The organism is Pseudomonas sp. H1_D05, assembly GCF_054682705.1.
Genome location: NZ_CP162825.1, coordinates 2,459,149 through 2,479,170, shown reverse-complemented (window position 1 = coordinate 2,479,170; position 20,022 = coordinate 2,459,149). Strand labels below are relative to the sequence as shown.

Here is a 20,022-nt window from a genome sequence, read left to right as displayed (position 1 = left end):
CAACAACAGTCCAGCGGCAGCCACCAACGCGCGAAAGCGCATACCTAACCCCATCATTTAATTGGATTCCAACGCCAAAGCGGCACACCAGGCCTCGCCACGCGAGCCCTGGGATAAAATTTTCAGCGAACGCCCGCTGTCTTGCGGGCTAATGGTAATGGTCAGGTCAGGCTTTGGCAAAAAGCCTGCACCTTTATCGGGCCATTCGATCAGGCACAGGGCATCGTCTTCGAAGTAGTCGCGGATGCCGAGAAACTCCAGCTCTTCCGGATCGACCAGGCGATACAGGTCAAAGTGGAAGGCGCGGATGTCACCGATCTCGTAGGGTTCGACCAAGGTGAAGGTCGGACTTTTTACCGCGCCGACATGGCCCAAGCCGCGAATGATGCCCCGCGACAGGGTGGTTTTGCCCATGCCCAGGTTGCCTTCGAGAAAAATCAGGCCATGGCCCTGGGTCACGCGGGCGATCCGTGCGCCAAAGTCGCTCATGGCCTGTTCATCGGCCAGGTACAGGGTTACTTCAGACACGGTGCTTGCTCCTCCAACAACTGACGAATGGCTGGAATCAGATCACTGGCCGCCAGCCCACGGCCGAATTTTCCTTGTTGCTGACCGGCATTGGCGTGCAGCCAGACCGCCAGACACGCCGCATCAAAACCGGCCATGCCCTGCGCCAGCAGCGCACCGGTCAACCCGGCCAGTACGTCGCCGAGTCCAGCAGTGGCCATGGCCGGATGACCTTGGTGACAAAGCGCCAAACGGCCATCGGGATGCGCAATCAGGCTGCCTGCGCCTTTCAACACCACCACTGCTGTATATTTTTTGCTCAGCGCCAACGCTGCTGCCGGACGATCCGCCTGCACGTCGGCGGTGCTGATGCCCAGCAAACGCGCTGCTTCGCCCGGATGCGGGGTGATCACGCAATCCTTGGGCAATTGAACGAAATCACTCGCCAGCAAGTTCAGTGCGTCGGCATCCCACACTTGCGGCAATGCCGCGTTGGCCGCCGCCGACAGTAATGCGCGGCCCCAACTGGCCTGGCCGAGGCCAGGACCGACGACCAGCGTCGAGACTTTTTCCAGCAAACCCATCAACTGATTGGCCGATGAGGTGCCAAGAACCATAGCTTCCGGCACACGGGTCAGGGCTGCTGGCACATGCTCGGGACGGGTCGCCAGCGAAACCATGCCCGCGCCGCTGCGCAACGCCGTTTCGGTACTGAGCAGGATCGCCCCGCCAAATCCGTGATCGCCACCGATCAGCAACACATGGCCAAAACGCCCCTTGTGCGACGCCGGCGCGCGCGGCGCCAATCGAGGAAGATTAGCGGCATTGAGTTGCTGGGCGCGGACAGGAATGTCACGGTAAGTTTCCGCTGGCGCCTGCAAATCGTTGAACAGCAGCGCGCCGACATGATCCGCCGCGTCACCGGTGAAAAGCCCAAGCTTCAGACCAATAAAGGTCACCGTGAGATCGGCACAGACCGCGACACCCAGCGCTCGCCCAGTGTCGGCACACAATCCGGAAGGGATATCGACCGCAGCAACCGGCAAACCACTGACGTTGATCGCATTGATCGCGGTGGCATACGGCTCACGCACGTCGCCGCTCAGGCCGGTGCCGAGCAGGGCATCGAGGATGACCCCGCGCAACTCGCTGTCAGCGCTCCAGCCCTGAATCGCCACACCGTGCGTCGAGGCCTCGGCATGGGCTGACGCCGCGTCGCCCTGCAATTGCCGGGGATCACCGACCGCCAACACCCGCACGAGCAACCCGGCTCGCTGGGCCATGGCCGCAACCAGATAACCGTCTCCCGCATTGTTGCCATGCCCGGCCAGCACCGTCAGTTCAGTCGCCGAAGGCCACTGTCGCACCAATGCGCGCCACGTCGCATGGGCCGCGCGCTGCATCAATTCGAAGCCCGGCGTACCGGCGGCAATCAGCCGTGCATCGAGTTCGCGCACCTGTGCGGCGCCATACAGCGCGTCGGGTAATTCATCTTTCGTGTGCGGCATGCGTCTTCGGGCTCCGATGTCTGGCAGAATTATACGCACCTCAGCTCCGGTTTCTCTCGTCTCATGTCCGCCATCACCACAGACCTGCCCGCCCTCGCCCAATCGATCAAGGATTGGGGCCGCGAGCTGGGCTTCCAGCAAGTCGGCATCAGCGGCCTGGATCTGGCCGAGCATGAGCAGCACCTCGCGCGCTGGCTCGAGGCCGGTTACCACGGCGAAATGGACTACATGGGCGCCCATGGCAGCAAACGCTCGCACCCCGAAGAACTGGTGCCGGGCACGTTGCGCGTGGTCTCGCTGCGCATGGACTACCTGCCCGGCGACACGCAAATGGCGCAAATGCTCGCGCAACCGGAAAAAGCCTACGTGTCGCGTTATGCCTTGGGCCGCGATTACCACAAATTAATCCGTAAACGTGTGCAGCAATTGGCCGACAAGATTCAAGCGCAGATCGGCCCGTTCGGTTTCCGCGCGTTTGTCGACAGCGCCCCGGTGCTGGAAAAAGCCATCGCCGAACAGGCCGGGCTGGGCTGGATCGGCAAAAACACTCTGGTACTGAATCGCAAGGCCGGTAGTTATTTCTTCCTGAGCGAGTTGTTTGTCGATCTGCCACTTCCGGTGGATGAACCGCACAGCACTGAACATTGCGGCCGCTGCACCGCGTGCCTCGACATTTGCCCGACCAATGCTTTCGTCGGTCCCTACGTGCTGGACGCGCGGCGCTGCATTTCCTATCTGACCATCGAGCTGAAAACCGCAATCCCCGAGGATCTGCGGCCGCTGATTGGCAATCGTGTGTTCGGCTGCGATGACTGCCAGATCGTCTGCCCGTGGAACCGCTTCGCCAAGCCCTCAGGGGAAAGCGATTTCAAGCCACGGCACAATCTCGACAATGCCGAATTAGCGGAGCTGTTTTTGTGGAATGAAGAGAAGTTTTTGAGCAGCACTGAAGGTTCGCCGTTGCGGCGGGCGGGGTATGAGCGCTGGTTGAGGAATCTCGCGGTGGGGCTGGGCAATGCGCCTTCAACGATTCCGGTGCTGGAAGCGTTGAAGGCGCGACGGGATTATCCGTCAGAGTTGGTCAGGGAACATGTGGAGTGGGCACTGGGACGGCACTCCAGACCTTCAAACTCATAATGGGCAAGTAACGTAATCAGGCTGCTCACATGCGAGTTGTATCTATCTTTTCAGCCGCTCTTATTCTTCCGGAGGTTTGCCCGTTAGACCAATGGCCGCCCGACTGAATGACTTTGCAAACTCTCGTTGCACTGTCCTCTAGAAGGTAAATACGATCCGTGCCTCCAGTGGTCTTCGTCATATAAACATGCGTTAACTTTCTTGTTTGGCTGTATTTGGCTAATTCCGAGTACGCCAGAGTCATCTCCCTAGCTGCTTCGCGGGGGGACTTATTGCTTTCAATGAGTTTGTAGAAATCGTCAGCCTTATCCTGATAATTTTTATAACCGGTGGCGCTGAGCACGTCATCCGTCCCGGTGGCCCTGTGCAATCGCCAAGGTTCATCCGGCACTGTTTCCACGGGTGCCTTGGTTTTTTTGCTCGCAGCCTTGGCGCCTTTTCCAGGCTTCTTGAAATGTTTTGCCGCTTTGGCTGCTTGCTTGCCATCGGGACTGAGCCCTTTGCTAAAGGCTGAAGCCATCTTCCTGCCCGCATTCACTGCAGCTTTTGCACCCGCTGCCATACCTGCACCCAGCGAAGCCAGCCCAAGACCAAAACTGATCCAGCCCAATATCTCGCCTGCTTGAGAACCCGGTGCCAGCTCATTGGCCAGCTCGCTGGCGATACCCGCCAAACCTGAAGCAACCGCCAGCCCCAATGCCGCCACTGCCCATGGCGTCGCCGCGCCCATCGTCAGTACGCTGGCCACAACCCCGAGAATACTGAGGCCGATGCCCAGGATCGTTTGCCAGGATATATGTCCGGTAGGGTCAACACGATTGACAGGGTCGCCCAGGCAATAACTGTAGGCATTCAATCCGCCCGCGCCGAACGGACTCATGCTGTCGGGGGCGAGAAAACGCATCAGTGTCGGACTATAGGCTCTGTAACCGTTACCCAGCAGATACAACCCGGTCACCGGATCCAGTTGCTCGCCGTTGAACCCTGCCAGGCTGAACAATCCACCTTCGGCAGGGCGGTGCCCGTAAGGGCTGTAGGCGCAATCGGTGAGCTGTTCCTTGTCCAGCGTTGCCAGCACGCTTTGCTGCTGATCGGTACCAAACAGCTGCGCGCCGGCGTTCGAACCGAGCTGCTGTTGCCCCACAAGCGCTCCACCGTGACGCACAACACTGGACGAATTTTCACCACTCACCTCATTGGCGACCCGGCCCGCATGGTAGTAACGCTGCGTAATCACCTTGTCGGGTTGCGACAGTTCGACCAGATCGTCGAAGCCGTCGTAATGGTAGCCACGAATGACTGATCCCCCTGCGCTGGACAACTGCTCAAGACGTCCGAATGCGTCATAGGCCAGGGTTCGCGCCTGGTCGTCCTTGATCATCCTGCCGTTGGCGTCGTATTCCAGTGTCACTGCCGGTGGATAGTCGGCATGGGAATGTTTGACTGCACTGAGCTGTACAGGATCAGGATTGTCATAACTGAAGGTGGTCAGATTCATGCCCAGCGGGAACTTCGTCTGCACGGTCAGAATGTTATCCAGCGCATCGAAGGTGAACGTCTGCTGGACAATTTCCTTGCCATACGGATCGCGGGGCTTTTGGGTGCCAGCACAGTCGTACTGGATCAGTCGCCCGCGCACATCGTAGGTGAATTGTTCGTCGCGCAATAGTTGCGTGCCGCGCCCGGAGACTTTCTGCGCCAGTTTGCCGGCAAGCGTGTAAGTCGATTCCAGCGTCTGGTCGGGCTGGCCCTGAATCTCGAACGTACGGCGGGTTTCACGACCGATATCGTCATAGGCAAACCGGGTGATCATCTGCCGCTTGATCGACGTTTCTTCGGTTTTCGTCCAGTCCAGCATCCCCGTCTGGATGGCGTAGTGGAATTCGGTTTTCAACGAACCCTGAGAGGTGGATAACAGGCGGCCGTGCTTATCGTATTCGGATCTGCTTTCGGCTCCGAGTACGTCGACATGGGTGATCGGTCGTCCCTGCAGGGACCAGGTACTGGACGTTGATTTTGTGATAGCGCCGAAGGTCGTCGTTTCGGATTTGAGGCGTCCGGAAGGGTAATAGGTGAAGCTGCGCTCCCTGCCGTTTTCGGTACAGGCCAAGGGATTGCCACTGGCGGGGTCGTAAGTCAGGGTCGTGAGCAATGCACCTGACTTGCGCTCCGTCAGTAAACCGCCCAGATCGCGCAAATAAGTGAATTCGGTTTTTGTGCCATCAGCACTCTTGTACCACTGCGGCTGAGTGAAGCCCGCTTCATAACCCGCCTCGGACTTTCGTCCGCCTACGGTACTGTGTATCAAACGATCCAGACCATCATAAGTTTGCTGCCCCAACACCGTGTCGCCGACTTTGATGCCGATCGGTAGCCCGGCATCGCTATGTTCGGCGTAGTCGGTCACTACCGCACTGGCATCAGGCAGGACACTGCGGATTATCCGGTCAAAAACGTCGTATTCATATCGAGTGATATTGCCGACAGGATCTGTCTCGCTGGTTGTGCGCCCTAACCCGTCATAGGTGTAAACGATTTTGCCGAGACTCTTGTTCTTCAGATTGAAGCTCTCGACACTGAGCGGTTTACCGAAATCATTGATGAGGGTGAGTGTCTTGCCCATCCCCTGGAGCCAATGGGTTTGCTGGCGAAGGACAGGATCCGTCTCGCTGTGTTCGATACGCCCATCGGCATGCAGCGTCTTGTTGACCTGACCCCAGGAATCGAATTCGTAGCGGGTGCTGAGCGGATAGGGCTTGCCATCACGCCAATCGGTCAGCGTCACTTTCACCTTGTGACCGACCGAATCATGCAGGGCGGAATAAAGCATGCGAGTCGGGATGAGCCCGTCCTTGTCGGGATGGTCGCAGTCCTTTTCCTGAACGGTGATCACACGTTCGAGACCGTCATAGGTCACTCGTTGCTCGCCTCCGGCGTGATCGGTGGTCACCATTGTGGCCGGCTGCTGTTTGCTGGCGGCCAGATAGACCCACCGGGTAGCAGCCGCATAAGGTGTGCCGGCCGCAACCGTTTTGCACACTGCCCGGCCGATTGCGTCGTATTCATGTTCGATGTGCTCGCCATCGACACCGACCTCCGACATCGGTAATCCGGTCAGTGTCGAAAGCACCTTCTCACTGCTCTGCAACGCGCCGTCAAATCCCCGTGTGCTGGACTTGACCCGCAACCGGTCACCCGCAAGTTCATAGGAAAACTCAGTAGAGGTTTTTTTATCATTGAGAATGATACTTTGCTGCTGTGTGGCCCCGTGTTTGAGCGGGTCCTTGGGCGTATTCAGGTAACTGCGCTCGGTTTTCGAGCGCAAGACCTCAACACCTTCCACAACTTCGTAAAAACGCTCCTCAACCGGTAACACAAATGCCAGTTCCGTACCTTCCAGTGCGGCATGTAGCGCATAGTCGTAATACGTGACAGTCGAAGCACCATCCGCCGCGGCAGCGGTGACCGTCCTCTTTTTCGCGAACCTGGAGAAACCCAGCGGATCCTCCGGGCAATTATCTCCACCACTTGCCGGATAAAACTCCGTCTCAGTCGTCACCCCACTTGGCTCGACGTGCTTGAGCAAGTTGCCTTCGTGATCGAATTCGGTGGTTGTGGTTTCCACACGCTGCTGTCGGGTGCGCCGATCAAGGTGAGTCACTGTCTGGACCTTCGGCATGCGGAACTGAGCCACCTGCTCATTGAAGGGTTTGATGACGGAACAGTGATACTCCGTGGCGGTGGCGATCTGGGCGTCGCCACAGGTTGTAACCTCAGCCACCAACAGATGGAACTTGTTGTAGGTGCGTTTAATACGGGTATGTACTCTGCCGCTTACCAACAACTGTTCGTCCGAGGTGTAGACATAATCGCCGGGCGCTAGATAAAGAGGATCCAGGTCATTGTCCGTGGCCGGGAGAAGGCCTTGCCCAAGGAAGTTGCGGTCGGAGTAAGTGTATGTCTTGCAGAGTCTGGGCTGGCCGCGCCCAGGGTAGGTATCGTGAGCGATAACAAACGGCAGTGTTCGTTCCACACCACTTTCGAAGCCATGACCCTGCCGCTTGTATCGAATGATCTCGACGCCGCGTAATGGATTGACGACGCGGTGCAAATAGCTGGCGTCATCAATCACTTCATATTCCAGCTCCCAACCTTTACCGGCCGGAAGCTCGATTGCCGTTACCCGACTGTTTTTCAAGATCAACCTGGATTCGGACCCGGACGAGGTGTCGGGATATCGGGTCAACGTTACCTGACCTGCACTGCGTGTGATTTTCAGCAGGCATCGTTTGCTGTCACGGACTTCGCTCAACCTGGGAAACTGGTTGAACAACTCGTACTTCAAAGCGATGCTCACACCGTTCGCCGCGATTATTTTTTCTGCTACAGCGACCTGAGTGCCAGCCAGGACCTTGAGCAGTTCACGTCGACCATCCTTGTAGCGAACTTCATAGCGCCCTGCTCCGGTCACCAGCACCTTTGCCGTTTGCAACTTCATTTCCTTGAACTTCAGACCGGTGGACGTTTCTACAGCCTTGTAGCGCTCACCGTTGGACAGCGTCATGACTTTGCTGCGCAAGTCGTAATTGGTCAGGGTCAAAGACCAACCAATGCCAAAACCAAAGTCCGTCTGATTAAGCGGATTGAAGCTCAGTGAAAGTGCGAACTCAGGGCCGTTAAGATCCGACGAGTGCAACTTTCCCAACGAAAAGGCGCACGTGTACATACCCGTACGAGGATCAACACCTCCGGAAACAAACTCACCGAAATTGAAAGCGCTTGAATGAACAGCGGAAGATGAATTACTTTCCATAGAAAAACGTCCTTTTATTTCAAGATCCAGATATTGACTCGCAAACTTGGCCAGCAAACATCGCTGACCACATTATGAAATCAGACAAGCTGTTTCATTGATCGCTTGGACTCACCCAGAATAAAAGTGCGCTGCTCTTTATTACCTTCGATACACAGCCTGTGTTCCGAGCCAAACTCATCGATCACTGCAAACTCGAATGAACCCTCGCTTTCCCGCCCCACTTGCAGGTCAGCGGAAATATATTGAACAAGCGTCAGTTGCCCAGGCACATTGTTGATCGGCACGTTCATAATACCGAGGGGACTGCGAAAATTTGCTTTCAGGCCGTAGATGGGTGCCATGTAACCGTAAAAATTTCTGCGCCCATCGCGAGTACCAGGAATGTTTCCGGAGGCATAGACTTGCACCGCATCTTCGGAATCATAAGGATCAAGTTTTACCTCACTGCTGTACCAGTCAAGCAGGTGAATCTGCCTGCCGTCCGCGTGCAGCCCAATGTGATGACTTTGAACCCAGTCATATTGTGCTTTCTGCTGTTTGATACCATATTCATTGAATGTAAAGCTCTTCAGCGAATATTCTTTCGGCGGAATTGCCTCCAGCGTAACACTGCTGTCAAAGCCGATTCCGTTACTTCGCAATAACACGCCATCCACGAGAATTTCGGCGGCCACTTCCATGATTCCGGGCCTGGTGGCCGAAACCCAAAACTGGAAAATCTGCACGGGATCAGACTCGTCACTTATCCGATTGTGCGTGGCACGTGGAACTTCGGTAACTCGCGGCGCACCACCCGACATTTCGTGAGCATAACGATTTTCCTGCAGCGATACGCTCCAGTTTCCTTCCAAAGGCCGCGCGCCGTTATAGGCGATCAACCGCAGTGATTGCAGGGCGGGATGCCCATACAGAGATGCGCCATCACCATTGTTATCGATCCCGTGCAGAAGCACCAAAACACGCACCTGCATGCGCCCGTTGGCATAAAGCACTTTATGCTGGCCCGACCTTGTGGCATCGAATTTAACTTCGATACGGGAAATACCAATTTGCTCATCAAACATTTATCAATACCTTGCTGATTAATACACTTCGCCCTCTAAGGACTCAGCAAACTATTGACGATCGATTTAAATAAGAACAGCCGCGACATTCGACAAATTATGAGAAAGTAATATTTCAACATCAACCCCAACAACCCTCACAAATGCTAATACATTCAACAATCGCAGACCACATCAAGCAAACTTCAACCACACTCCGCCTGCCCCTTTGATTTCAGCACTCAACAACTTGCTCCCCTCCTGATCTCAACTGCACAGAATCAAAAGAGGAGCCAACGGGCAGTTTATTCTTGTCAGGTTATGTTAGAAAAACAAAGGAGCGGTTACTTCCACCAATATTCAGTCACTGTCTGAGCCTGTCGAGAATCCGCTTTCCGAGGACTCGCTATCGGAGTCAGATTCGAAAACCACCTCCTCCGTCTGGATTTCCACCTTCCGATCCATACTGGAGTTTTCAAGATACTGACTAATCCGTTGCCTTGACGCGTCACTCAGCGGATTATTCAATAAACCAATGAATAGATCCTGCGTATCGGGAATCTCGAACAATTCATATCCCACGTCAGAAATATTATTATCATGCAATGCCGCGACCCCCAGCTTCCTGAGCGAATCTATGCCTGAAGGAACGCTGGAAAGATGTGCGTTGCTCAGCATCAATCCGGTTAAACCGGCCATGTAGCCTACATGCGGAGCAACTGTCAGAGGATTGTTTGCCAGATTCAATCGGGTCAGCGTTTCGATTCTGGACAATCCTTCAGCTGTGACCTCGGATAGTTTTAGCGAGCACCCGTCCAGCGTAAGCTCGCTTAACTGGCGCATTTGAAATATTCCTGACGGGAATCCCTCCATTTTTATGCCAACGACTCCCAAATATTGAATATTCGGAAAGCTGTCGAGAAACGCACCTATCCGTGCACCCGGTTCATTTGCGGTCAATATCAACTCTGCTACATATTCAAATCGGGCGGACAACCTTGGTAACTCACCCGAAAAATCAACATAGTGAGAAAAATAATAATCCCCCTCGCCCCATCTCGAAACCGACTTGCGCTGCCAGATATCTTGCAGCTTTGCGCTGAACTTCTCGCGAGCCTGGCGTCGTTCGGCAAGCGTCGACGCTCCCTCTGGTTCCGACGTCTGCGTATGAGATGACGCCCCATCGGCATTCCATATCGCCAGTTCATTACGCAATGTCGCAAATTCTTTTTCCAGGCGCAGCAATATGCCGGATGGATCACTCTTCAAACGCTCGGTGATAAATGCCGTCACCTCCTCATCTGGAAGATGCGGATAAAGATCACGCACACGGTCGGCAACGGACCTGGTCGATGTCGGGTTGTTGTCGCCGCCGCCACGCAACTGCCCCTTTTGCCGGTGTTGTGCAGTGGCAGGATCAACGGTGACCGCAAGCGGCGCCATCCCCAACAACTCACTCACAGTTTGGCGTGATGGCAACGGCTGCGCGCGGACCCACTGTTGCAACGCCGCACCACCATCTTCTGTCACACCCAGCAACTGACGATGCCCGGGCGACAACAGAAACCAGATGGTTGAGTACAGATCCTTCGATTTCCGAGGTAATTGGGCGTCGCTGTTCTGGAGGACATAGCCATCATCCTGACGGATCAGTATGTGACGAAACGGTGATCGGGCATCGCCGATAGCGCTCAGGACATGCCCGTCCATCGTCCTTTGGCGAATCTCGACACGCGTCTGCCGCGGCCAATTCGCCAGATTTCCGAGCATATGCAGCACTAACCGATCACTGTCCGGGTTGGCTACGGCCTCTAAGTGAATGCCTTCCACGGCCCTTGCCAGGCGAATCTCTCGCAGCGCCACCAGTGCCTCTTTCGCCACTCGCTGAGGCATGCCTGGCAGGTTGTGCATATGTAAACGTTCGGCAGCGCTCATATTGCGCCATATCGCCTGCGCAGCGGTTTTCGGTAGATGTGGAAACACCCGGCGCATCCGTAAAGTGTTTTCATCGCAATCGGATTCAAAGGCATCTTCCAGATCCTTGAACCGCCTAAATCGCTCAGGGGCGGCCCCGCGTCCCTGCGCCTGAATCGTCTGATCAAGTTCGAATCGCCTGATGGTGTCCTCCAGTAAAAAAGGCGCAGGGCGATCATTCATGAGCACATCGCGCAGCACTGGTTCATTGACCCCGCTCACTGCCAGCACACGTGCAACCATGGCGGCGGAAAATTGCGCCACGGAACGGCCCATCCGCCGAAAAAGTTCTGCGGTTTGTACTGAGATTGAGTCAGTGAAGGGGGTGACATCGCTGTCCAGCGGCCCCCAGAACCGGCCTTCGTTGTCCGGCTTCAATAGCGGGCCGGAGGGGTCGAGCTCACTGGCCAGAGTGGCGCGAAACAGCCCGCTCTCAGCGTCCAGCACCACTTGCACGACATGGTCATCGGCCACGGCCACGTAATGGCGCTGCTTCACAATCCTGATGCCTTGCGCATCGGCTTCACCGAAGATTTTGGGTGCGGGTATCCAGTAATCTGCCAGTGAGTACTTCGCGGCACGCATCGCGAACTCATCGATCGCAGATGACCTCGGGTTCACGCTCACTCTGATCGCTGGCGTCACTGCGATCGAGTCAGGCCCGAAGGAAACGGGCAGCGTTTCGAGGTGATGGGGTATAGACAGGTGCGGCATTGCTGAAGAGCCGGGCGGTGGCCGATGAGTACCGTCTACGCTGAATTCGGGGATTTTGATTGGGGCAGGTACAGGTTTGACCTTTGGCGGTTTGCCAGTCATGGCTGCTCATCCTTGAGATATGGCTGCGTTGGCCCCGCATTACAGAAGGGGCCAACACTCGATATAAGCAAAAGCACTTTGAATGCAATTACCTGATAATTGAACACCACAGCTTATCGGTAGTTACCATGCCAAAAAGCATATCTATCTACTACATCCACTGGCATTGCATCAGCGAAGGTGAGTCTTAGCCTCGTTCCAGATATAAATTTCGCTCGTAAAAGTTTACGCGAATCGCCAGCCTATGCTCCGTACCGTGTTCATCAATGGCAAGAAAGTGAAGCTTGTTTCCGTACTTGGAACCTTTACCGGCTTCCGAGTATTCGGACAGGGCTTGCACGACAGTTAGCTCGCCATCGCTCTGAATCTTCACATCATAATGTTCTCGACCCCATGTATGGGCGTCAGGAAAAAAGGTGTATACAAAAGGATCTCCGTTAGCCGGCAAGATCACAGTCACACTTTGTTTTTCAGGGCGAACAAGAATGACCTCCATATAATTGGTTTTTATTTCATTAAGTCTGTTACCCCCCGCAAACTTATGGTCAACGCCTTCTCCTACTCCGTCTACAACCCAATCGACCAGCTTGATCTGCTGCCCTCGCGGATAGAGCCCAAGACGATGGCTCCAGATTCGATTGCCGGGCAATTCATCGCCGCGCCGGGTTTGATACCAGCGAAATTCTTCGATGGAGTACGCCGATGGAGGTTGTGCTTCGATGGTTACACTACTGTCATGAACACTGGAGAGTGTCGTTCCATTACTGAGAATCCTCTCACCGTTCAGCGACAGGCGCGCACCAATCTGGGTCGTCCCGGCGCTCGATGAGGATACCCAAAACGTGCGGACCTGAGGATGGACGCTGTCATTTTCCGGATCGTTGTCGGGAGCGTCTCCGGCGGAGGTTGAAGGTCGCGCCTCAATCGTAAACCGCCCTTGATCGGTGCTTGCGGCCCAGCCGTCGCGCAACGTTTTGCCAGTGCTGTAATGAATCAGTTCGATGCTTTCCATTACATCTGCAGGCACGTGCATGGCATTGCCGTTGGCGTCTATCCCGGAAACCAGAACTTGTACTTTCACCTGCATCCGGCCATTACCAAACAGCGACTTGGTGCGAGTATTGTCGCTCGCATCAAACTTGACCTTCATAATGGCAAGGCCTGCGAGTATGGGCGCAGTGGTTTGCTGATCGTGTGTAGCATCCATGCTTTCACTCATGATGTGTTCCTTCGAAGAGTAATATTTAAATGTCGACATCGAAAATATGCCAACAAAAAAATTACAGACCTTTCAAATAAACAGCAAAGCGAAAAATGTAAGAAACATACGCTTGCAAACCTCTAGTGGCTTACAGACTTTTATCTGGCAAACAACTATTTTCCGGCGACAACCATCAAGGCTCGTCGTTATAAACAAACTTGGGCATTTCCCAATGAAAACGGATGGCCAGCAGACGTAACAAGAACCCGCCGAACAGCGTAATCAGAATGGCTTGTTCACCGGGCACATTCAGATAAAGACACAGCATGTAGCACCACGCTGCAGCGAAGGAGACGCTCGCATACAGTTCGCGGCGAAAGATCAGCGGAATGTCGTTGCAGAAAATATCGCGCAAGATGCCACCGAACACCCCCGTGATCACGCCGCTGACCGACGCCACCAGCATGCCGTGGCCCATTTCCAGCGCGGTCATGCAGCCAATCAGGGTGAACGCCACCAGACCGACGGCGTCGAGCACCAGGAACAGCGAACGCAAGTGGCGCATCCAGCGCGCGGTGAACACGGTGAACATTGCCGCTACCGAAGTCAGCACCAGGTATTCCGGGTGTTTTACCCAGGTCAGCGGATAATGCCCGAGCAGCACATCGCGCACCGAGCCACCGCCCAAGGCTGTTACGCAGGCGATCAGTACCACGCCAAACCAGTCCATGCCGCGCCGCCCGGCAGACAGGGCGCCAGTCATGGCTTCAGCGGTGATGGCGATCAGATAGAGCATCAGCAACATGGTGGCGATCCAGGCAGGAAGGCGCGCAGTCTAGCCATTTCAGTGCGGCACCAAAAGGGGGCAATCGCAATGCCCGCCCCCATCGCCAGGCATCAGAACTTGATGAAATGCTTGCGGTAGTGCTGCAGCTCGGCGATCGATTCGCGGATGTCGTCCAGCGCCAGGTGGGTGCTGCCCTTCTTGAAGCTGTCGCGCACGTCCGGTGCCCAGCGCGCGGCCAGTTCCTTGAGCGTGGAGACGTCGAGGTTGCGATAGTGGAAATAGCTTTCCAGCGCTTTCATGTGGGTATAAAGGAAGCGGCGATCCTGACAGATGCTGTTGCCACAGATCGGCGACTTGCCCTTCGGTACCCATTTTTCCAGGAAGGCGATGGTTTCAGCTTCGGCTTCGGCCATGCTGATTCGGCTGTCACGCACGCGCTGGGTCAGGCCGGAGTTGCCGTGGGTGCGGGTGTTCCACTCGTCCATACGCGCGAGCACTTCGTCACTGTGGTGGATAGCGATCACCGGGCCTTCGGCCAAGGTGTTCAGATCACTGTCGGTGACGATGGTGGCCATCTCGATGATGACGTCGTTTTCCGGATCCAGACCGGTCATTTCCAGGTCGATCCAGATCAGGTTCTGCGGGTTTTGCATATGTCGGCTCCTAGGCAATGCTGCGCAGTTTAGCCTAGGCCGGTGGCCGGGCGTGCTAAACTCGCGGCCGTTTTACCTAATCGCTGCATTCTTCAGACGGAACACCCATGGCCAAACGCCAACTCAATCGTCGTCAAAACTGGCGCATCGAAAAGATTCAGGGCGAGCGCGCTGCACGCGCCGCCAAACGCGAGTCCTCGGCTGTCGAAGCCCTTGAGGGCGGCGACCTGGGCCCGGAACAGACCGGCCTGGTGATTGCCCACTTCGGTGTACAGGTCGAGGTCGAGGCCGTTGACGGTGATCAGGCCGGCCAGGTGTTCCGCTGCCACTTGCGCGCCAACCTGCCTGCGCTGGTAACCGGCGACACAGTCGTCTGGCGTGCCGGCAATCAGGGCATCGGGGTGATTGTTGCGCAACTGCCGCGCACCACCGAACTGTGCCGCCCGGACAGCCGTGGCCAGCTCAAACCGGTAGCCGCCAACGTCGACATGATCGTCATCGTCTTCGCGCCGCTGCCCGAGCCGCATGCCAACCTGATCGACCGCTATCTGGTTGCCGCCGAACACGCTGGCATCCGGCCGCTGCTGCTGTTGAACAAATTCGACTTGATCGACGAGCAGAACGCCCCAGCACTGAATGCGCTGCTGGCGGTGTACCGCACTCTCGGTTATCCGGTGCTGGAAGTGTCGGCGCACCACGGCAACGGCATGGAACAACTGCAACAGCAGCTCGACGGCCGCATCAGCGTGTTCGTCGGCCAGTCCGGTGTCGGCAAGTCATCGCTGGTCAACAGCTTGCTGCCTGAAGTGGAAACCCGTGTCGGGCCGTTGTCCGAGTTGTCCGGTCAGGGTACGCACACGACGACTACTGCGCGCCTGTTCCACTTCCCCGGCGGCGGTGAGTTGATCGACTCCCCGGGTATCCGCGAATTCGGCTTGGGTCACGTCAGCCGCGCCGATGTTGAAGCCGGTTTCATCGAGTTCAATGACCTGCTCGGCACCTGCCGCTTTCGCGACTGCAAACACGACCGCGAACCCGGTTGTGCACTGCTCAAGGCGCTGGAAGATGGCCGCGTGCAGCAGCAGCGGATGAACAGCTACCGCTCGATCATCGCCAGCCTGCCGGAAAACGGCTACTAAACATCTGCACCGGCAGTACCTCGCCCGAGGGCTGCCGGATGTCGGACTGCGCCTGACAAACCCTCGATTCCGTTAAACGCCAGACTTTTCTTACAGGCCCGCACACGCCTGCCTGCAGGACATTTCTCTTTCACCGCCCAACCCTTGTAGGCAAGCTCCAGATGCCTAGATTGGGGTCCTCCTTCGCACCTTCGCGACCTTCGAGGAACCCCATGCAGACCTATCACCTGTTCATCAGCCATTCGTGGAACTACGCCCACGCTCACGACAATCTGGTACGCCTGCTCGGCGCCAGGCCGGATTTCAGTTTCAAGAATTTTTCCGTGCCGCCACATAACCCGATCATGGGCGCGCAGACCGACAAGCAGCTCGAAGAAGCCATCGAAAACAAGATTCGCCCCTGCTCGGCGGTACTAATCATGGCCGGGATGTATTCGACCTACAGCAAGTGGATCAACAAGGAAATCGAGATCGCCAAACGCATGGGCAAGGTGATCATCGCGATCAAGCCATTCGGCGCCGAGCGCATTTCCGCCGTTGTACGTGACGCGGCACACGCCGAATGCGCGTGGAACACCAATAGCATCGTCAGCGCGATTCGCCTGCATACGGCGGTGTGATCATGCGCAAGGGACTGTTTATCGGCATCAACCACTACGACTACGTCTCACCGTTGAGCGGTTGTAACAACGACGCAATGGCCATGGCTTCGGTATTGGAGCGTCACGCCAACGGGCGCCCGAACTTCAGCAGCAAAGTGCTGACGTCGGCCGAAGAACAACTAACGCTCAAACTCATGAAACAGCAGATCCAGAGCCTGTTCTCAGGCGACTGTGACGTGGCACTGCTGTACTTCGCCGGTCATGGGCAGTTCGACACCAGCATCGACGAAGGACTACTGATTCCCCAGGACTATCAGCCTGGCGGAGACGGTATCCGCATCAGCGACATTCTGGAATGGGCGGACAAAGCCCCGCACATCAAGAATAAAATCATCATTCTCGATTGCTGCCAGGCCGGTGCAGCAGGCGCCCTGCGCAACCTGCGCGGCGGCAGCAGTGTGATCGGCGAAGGCGTGACCATTCTCACCGCCTGCAAAAAAGAACAGTACGCCCTGGAAAGCCGCGGTCACGGGGTATTTACGGATCTGTTGCTGCAAGCGCTGCATGGTGGCGCTGCCAACGTACTCGGCAAGGTCACCCCCGGTAGCGTCTATTCGTTTGTCGACAATGCGCTGGGAGCCTGGGAACAGCGTCCGGTATTCAAGACCAATGTCTCGCAGTTTGTGCCGCTACGCGAGGTCGCGCCGCTGATCGCCGAAGAAACCCTGCGCAAACTCAAGGACTGGTTCCCGGAACCGAGCTTCGTTTTCAGACTCGACCCCAGCTACGAGCCCACCGAAGCGCTGTTCAACCCCGAGCACGGCGACATCTTCAAGCAACTGCAAATGTGCAATCGCCACAGCCTGATCGAGCCCGTGGACGCCGAACACATGTACTACGCCGCCATCAACTCCACCGGCTGCCGCCTCACCGCCCTCGGCGCCTACTACCGCGAACTCGCCATAAAAGGACACTTCTGATGCCCGTATTCATCAGCTACCGCCACATGGATCGCGCCCACGCCATCGCCATCAATAGCCGCCTGATCCAGGCCAACATCAAAACCTACCTCGACGTGCTCGACCCCGAGTCGCAGACCACCGACGACATCACTGGGGTCATCACCCGCAACATCACCGAATGCACGCACCTGCTGGCAGTGGTCTCGGAAAAGACTGCGTTATCGTGGTGGGTGCCGTTCGAAATTGGCGAAGCGACCATCAGCAACCGGCGGATCTGCTCGTTCAAGACCGGGCCGACGGAGCTGCCGCTGTATCTGGATAAGTGGCCGAAGCTGAGCACGGACAGTGATCTGAATTTCTTTATCGACGCGTATCGCGAGGAAGTGTCGAACAAACGCTCGATGACGCTGGATTCGAGCAATGAATCCTTTAGCGGCACCTATAAGCGCAACGCCGAGATTTTCCACGAACAACTGAAGAACCGGATTCGGCGCGGGTTCTGACAGACGTAAAAAAGCCGCGATCATCTCGCGGCTTTTTTTTGCCTCACACGCTGGCCGGCGGTTTTGGCACAACTACCTTTGGCTCAGGCTGGCGAAACGCATACAGGTGCTGACGCACAATCCCGCCCGGCAGCTCCTTGCCAAACACGCCATAACGCACCGGCCATTCCTTTGGCGGCAGCTTGAACGTACCGAAGAGCATATCCACCAGCGGCGTGTGGATCGCGTAGTTTTTGTAGATGTAGTCCTTGTGCCGGGCGTGGTGCCAATGGTGATAGCGCGGCAGCACGATCAGGTAGTTCAGCCAGCCGCCGTTGATTCGCACGTTGGCGTGGGCCAGTACCGCTTGAACACCGACCAGGATTACATAGGCATTCAACGCTTGCGGCGCGAAGCCCAGCAGCATCAATGGCACCAGCACGCCAGTGCGGGTCAGCAGGATTTCAATGAAGTGCACGCGGGAGCCGGCGAGCCAGTCCATGTGCGTACTGGAGTGATGCACCGCGTGAATGCGCCACAGCCATGGCACTACATGGTAGAGCCGGTGCAGCCAGTACTGACCGAGATCGGCGACCAGTATCGCCAGCAGAAACTGCACCACCAGTGGCAAGCTCTGGACACTGGCCTGCAAGCCCGGCGACATCGCCCAGCCGGCGATGTAACTCGACGAGGCGGTGATGAAGATCAGGATGAACTGCACCAGCATGTGGCTGACGAAAAAGTAGGTCAGGTCGGTGCGCCAGTGCGGGCGCAGGATGTTTTGCTCGGGGTCCTTGGAGTAGAGCTTTTCCAGAGGAATGAACACGATGGCCGACACCAGCAGCGCCAGCACAAACCAGTCCAGGCCGAGCGAGTACGGCGTCTGCCCGATCGCGCTGACCTGGACATTGGTACCGCCCAGAAACACTGCCAGCCCCGACGCCACCAATCCGGTAATCCCCAGACGTTTGCGCGTGTTGAGCAGGATATTCAGGGTGCCGAGACTGAACGACAGCACCAGACCGAGCAACAGCGTGGTACGCGCAAATTGCTCGTCATAGACCTTGCGCAGTTCAGCCGTGGTCAGCCATTCCGGGAAGAGAAAGCAGAGTACCGCCAACAGGCTCAACAGCCCGAGGGTGGCTGATATATAGCCACTGACCCGCCCCTCGCCAAACTTGAAGGGTGCGTTGCCGTGCCGCTGAAAATAGGCTTTGAGTCTTTCCATTACTGATCTTCCGTGATTGCGAATACTGCGACTGCTCATTGCGACGCAGGCAGATACAAAAAAGCCACGGAGACCGTGGCTTTTTGTGGATCACTGCTTCGGCGCGGGGGCCGGTGCAGTGACTGGCGGAGCAGCGGGAGCAGGCCCCGCACTCCCCGGCTCAGCCGGTTTCGGCGCAGCGTCGTCGAACAGGTTCAGGCGTTCGCGCAGTTCGTGCGCCGGCACCGGTTGCTGATCGGCCGGCAGTGCATTCGGGTCGACTGGGGCTGCCGGAGCGGCACCATTCTGACCTTGATCCGCCGGTTTCGCCGGATCCGCACCTTGCGAACCTTCGATGGCCGCCTGGGCTTTTTTGGTCAACACCACAATGTCGATGCGACGGTTGACCGGGTTGAACGGGTTTTCCTTGTCGAACAGCGCCGACGAGGCATAACCGACGACCCGCGCCACTTGCGCATCCGGATAGCTACCGGCAACCAAGGCACGCCGGGCAGCGTTGGCACGGTTGGCCGATAGCTCCCAGTTACCGTAATCACCGGTACCGATATAAGGCTTGGCATCAGTGTGGCCGCTGATACTGATCTTGTTCGGCACCGCTTTGATGGTGTCGGCCATGGCCAGCAGGATGTCTTCGAAGTACGGTTTCAGGCGTGCAGAACCGGAGTCGAACATCGGCCGGTTCTCGGCGTCCATGATCTGGATGCGCAAGCCATTCGGAGTGATCTCGAAGAGGATCTGATCCTTGAATTTCTGCAGTTGCGGGTTCTCGTCGACCTTGTTCTGCAGTTCTTGCAGCAGCAGTTCCAGACGCTCCTTCTCGACCTGCTCGGCCATGCCTTCAACCTGTTCAGTATCGACCGTAACCTTGTCAGGCTGCGGCTGCGATTTCACTTCCGGGTTAAGGGTGTTTTCCGGCGCCGGGGTCGGCGTGCCGCCCAGGTCGATGATGTACGGCGTGCCGCTTTCGGAAAAGCCGACCGGGTCTTTGAAGTAACCGGCGATGGCGATCTTCTGCTCGGGCGTGGCGGTGGACAGCAGCCACAACACCAGGAAGAACGCCATCATCGCCGTGGCGAAGTCGGCGAAGGCGATTTTCCACGCCCCGCCGTGATGCCCGCCGGCTATGCGCTTGACGCGCTTGATGATAATCGGCTGATTATTTTCCAT

The 20,022-nt window shown here is 56.7% G+C and carries 15 protein-coding genes; 5 read left to right on the top strand and 10 right to left on the bottom strand.

The window, feature by feature from the left end; all coding sequences use genetic code 11:
- Nucleotides 1–57: 57 nt before the first annotated feature.
- The gene (gene tsaE / locus AB4O11_RS11180; protein WP_016985707.1) at nucleotides 58–528 is read right to left on the bottom strand and encodes a tRNA (adenosine(37)-N6)-threonylcarbamoyltransferase complex ATPase subunit type 1 TsaE; all 471 of its coding nucleotides are present in this window, start codon (nucleotides 526–528) and stop codon (nucleotides 58–60) included.
- The gene (locus tag AB4O11_RS11175) at nucleotides 516–2,015 is read right to left on the bottom strand and encodes an NAD(P)H-hydrate dehydratase (RefSeq protein ID WP_460089664.1); all 1,500 of its coding nucleotides are present in this window, start codon (nucleotides 2,013–2,015) and stop codon (nucleotides 516–518) included. Before AB4O11_RS11175 ends, tsaE begins: the two co-directional genes overlap by 13 nt.
- Before the next feature lie 63 nt (nucleotides 2,016–2,078).
- Between AB4O11_RS11175 and queG the strand changes: the two genes are divergently transcribed.
- Nucleotides 2,079–3,152, top strand: coding sequence for a tRNA epoxyqueuosine(34) reductase QueG (gene queG / locus AB4O11_RS11170; RefSeq protein ID WP_460130663.1), 1,074 nt, complete (start codon nucleotides 2,079–2,081; stop codon nucleotides 3,150–3,152).
- Nucleotides 3,153–3,177: 25 nt separating this feature from the next.
- Here the strand turns inward: queG and AB4O11_RS11165 are convergent, their stop codons facing one another.
- The 6 genes from AB4O11_RS11165 to orn all read right to left on the bottom strand — a co-directional run bounded on the left by AB4O11_RS11165 (nucleotide 3,178) and on the right by orn (nucleotide 14,442).
- Nucleotides 3,178–8,022: an RHS repeat domain-containing protein gene (locus AB4O11_RS11165; RefSeq protein WP_460130661.1), complete on the bottom strand. Its 4,845-nt coding sequence runs from the start codon at nucleotides 8,020–8,022 to the stop codon at nucleotides 3,178–3,180.
- Between the two features lie 23 nt (nucleotides 8,023–8,045).
- A complete protein-coding gene (locus AB4O11_RS11160) occupies nucleotides 8,046–9,032 on the bottom strand; it encodes a hypothetical protein (protein ID WP_460089659.1) in 987 nt (328 codons plus the stop codon).
- Between the two features lie 339 nt (nucleotides 9,033–9,371).
- Nucleotides 9,372–11,801, bottom strand: coding sequence for a leucine-rich repeat domain-containing protein (locus tag AB4O11_RS11155; protein WP_460130659.1), 2,430 nt, complete (start codon nucleotides 11,799–11,801; stop codon nucleotides 9,372–9,374).
- A 187-nt stretch (nucleotides 11,802–11,988) separates the two neighbouring features.
- Complete coding sequence (locus AB4O11_RS11150) at nucleotides 11,989–13,020, bottom strand: hypothetical protein (RefSeq protein WP_257356900.1); 1,032 nt, start codon at nucleotides 13,018–13,020, stop codon at nucleotides 11,989–11,991.
- A gap of 175 nt (nucleotides 13,021–13,195) precedes the next feature.
- A complete protein-coding gene (locus tag AB4O11_RS11145; RefSeq protein WP_093430171.1) occupies nucleotides 13,196–13,807 on the bottom strand; it encodes a trimeric intracellular cation channel family protein in 612 nt (203 codons plus the stop codon).
- Nucleotides 13,808–13,899: 92 nt separating this feature from the next.
- Entirely contained in the window at nucleotides 13,900–14,442 is a 543-nt protein-coding gene (orn, locus tag AB4O11_RS11140; RefSeq protein ID WP_003221098.1) for an oligoribonuclease, read from the bottom strand.
- A 107-nt stretch (nucleotides 14,443–14,549) separates the two neighbouring features.
- On the opposite strand from orn, the gene rsgA reads away from it, so the two are divergent.
- The 4 genes from rsgA to AB4O11_RS11120 all read left to right on the top strand — a co-directional run bounded on the left by rsgA (nucleotide 14,550) and on the right by AB4O11_RS11120 (nucleotide 17,648).
- Nucleotides 14,550–15,581: a small ribosomal subunit biogenesis GTPase RsgA gene (gene rsgA, locus AB4O11_RS11135; protein WP_016985702.1), complete on the top strand. Its 1,032-nt coding sequence runs from the start codon at nucleotides 14,550–14,552 to the stop codon at nucleotides 15,579–15,581.
- A 212-nt stretch (nucleotides 15,582–15,793) separates the two neighbouring features.
- Entirely contained in the window at nucleotides 15,794–16,201 is a 408-nt protein-coding gene (locus AB4O11_RS11130; RefSeq protein WP_093430170.1) for a TIR domain-containing protein, read from the top strand.
- A gap of 2 nt (nucleotides 16,202–16,203) precedes the next feature.
- Nucleotides 16,204–17,163: a caspase family protein gene (locus tag AB4O11_RS11125; protein WP_099757835.1), complete on the top strand. Its 960-nt coding sequence runs from the start codon at nucleotides 16,204–16,206 to the stop codon at nucleotides 17,161–17,163.
- Nucleotides 17,163–17,648 (top strand): toll/interleukin-1 receptor domain-containing protein, encoded by a 486-nt coding sequence (locus tag AB4O11_RS11120; RefSeq protein WP_093430168.1) that lies wholly within the window; start codon nucleotides 17,163–17,165, stop codon nucleotides 17,646–17,648. The genes AB4O11_RS11125 and AB4O11_RS11120 overlap by 1 nt, the downstream gene beginning before the upstream one ends.
- 43 nt (nucleotides 17,649–17,691) lie before the next feature.
- Here AB4O11_RS11120 and AB4O11_RS11115 read toward each other — a convergent pair whose 3' ends face one another.
- Together AB4O11_RS11115 and motB are read right to left on the bottom strand one after the other, a co-directional pair.
- Nucleotides 17,692–18,855, bottom strand: coding sequence for a sterol desaturase family protein (locus AB4O11_RS11115; RefSeq protein ID WP_460089653.1), 1,164 nt, complete (start codon nucleotides 18,853–18,855; stop codon nucleotides 17,692–17,694).
- A gap of 90 nt (nucleotides 18,856–18,945) precedes the next feature.
- Complete coding sequence (motB, locus tag AB4O11_RS11110) at nucleotides 18,946–20,022, bottom strand: flagellar motor protein MotB (RefSeq protein WP_460130657.1); 1,077 nt, start codon at nucleotides 20,020–20,022, stop codon at nucleotides 18,946–18,948.

Coding starts and splice junctions, on each gene's coding strand:
- AB4O11_RS11175 (WP_460089664.1), bottom strand. CDS start 2,015: ATGCCGCACACGAAAGATGAATTACCCGACGCGCTGTATGGCGCCGCA.
- queG (WP_460130663.1), top strand. CDS start 2,079: ATGTCCGCCATCACCACAGACCTGCCCGCCCTCGCCCAATCGATCAAG.
- AB4O11_RS11160 (WP_460089659.1), bottom strand. CDS start 9,032: ATGTTTGATGAGCAAATTGGTATTTCCCGTATCGAAGTTAAATTCGAT.
- AB4O11_RS11155 (WP_460130659.1), bottom strand. CDS start 11,801: ATGACTGGCAAACCGCCAAAGGTCAAACCTGTACCTGCCCCAATCAAA.
- AB4O11_RS11150 (WP_257356900.1), bottom strand. CDS start 13,020: ATGAGTGAAAGCATGGATGCTACACACGATCAGCAAACCACTGCGCCC.
- AB4O11_RS11145 (WP_093430171.1), bottom strand. CDS start 13,807: ATGTTGCTGATGCTCTATCTGATCGCCATCACCGCTGAAGCCATGACT.
- orn (WP_003221098.1), bottom strand. CDS start 14,442: ATGCAAAACCCGCAGAACCTGATCTGGATCGACCTGGAAATGACCGGT.
- rsgA (WP_016985702.1), top strand. CDS start 14,550: ATGGCCAAACGCCAACTCAATCGTCGTCAAAACTGGCGCATCGAAAAG.
- AB4O11_RS11130 (WP_093430170.1), top strand. CDS start 15,794: ATGCAGACCTATCACCTGTTCATCAGCCATTCGTGGAACTACGCCCAC.
- AB4O11_RS11125 (WP_099757835.1), top strand. CDS start 16,204: ATGCGCAAGGGACTGTTTATCGGCATCAACCACTACGACTACGTCTCA.
- AB4O11_RS11120 (WP_093430168.1), top strand. CDS start 17,163: ATGCCCGTATTCATCAGCTACCGCCACATGGATCGCGCCCACGCCATC.
- AB4O11_RS11115 (WP_460089653.1), bottom strand. CDS start 18,855: ATGGAAAGACTCAAAGCCTATTTTCAGCGGCACGGCAACGCACCCTTC.
- motB (WP_460130657.1), bottom strand. CDS start 20,022: ATGGAAAATAATCAGCCGATTATCATCAAGCGCGTCAAGCGCATAGCC.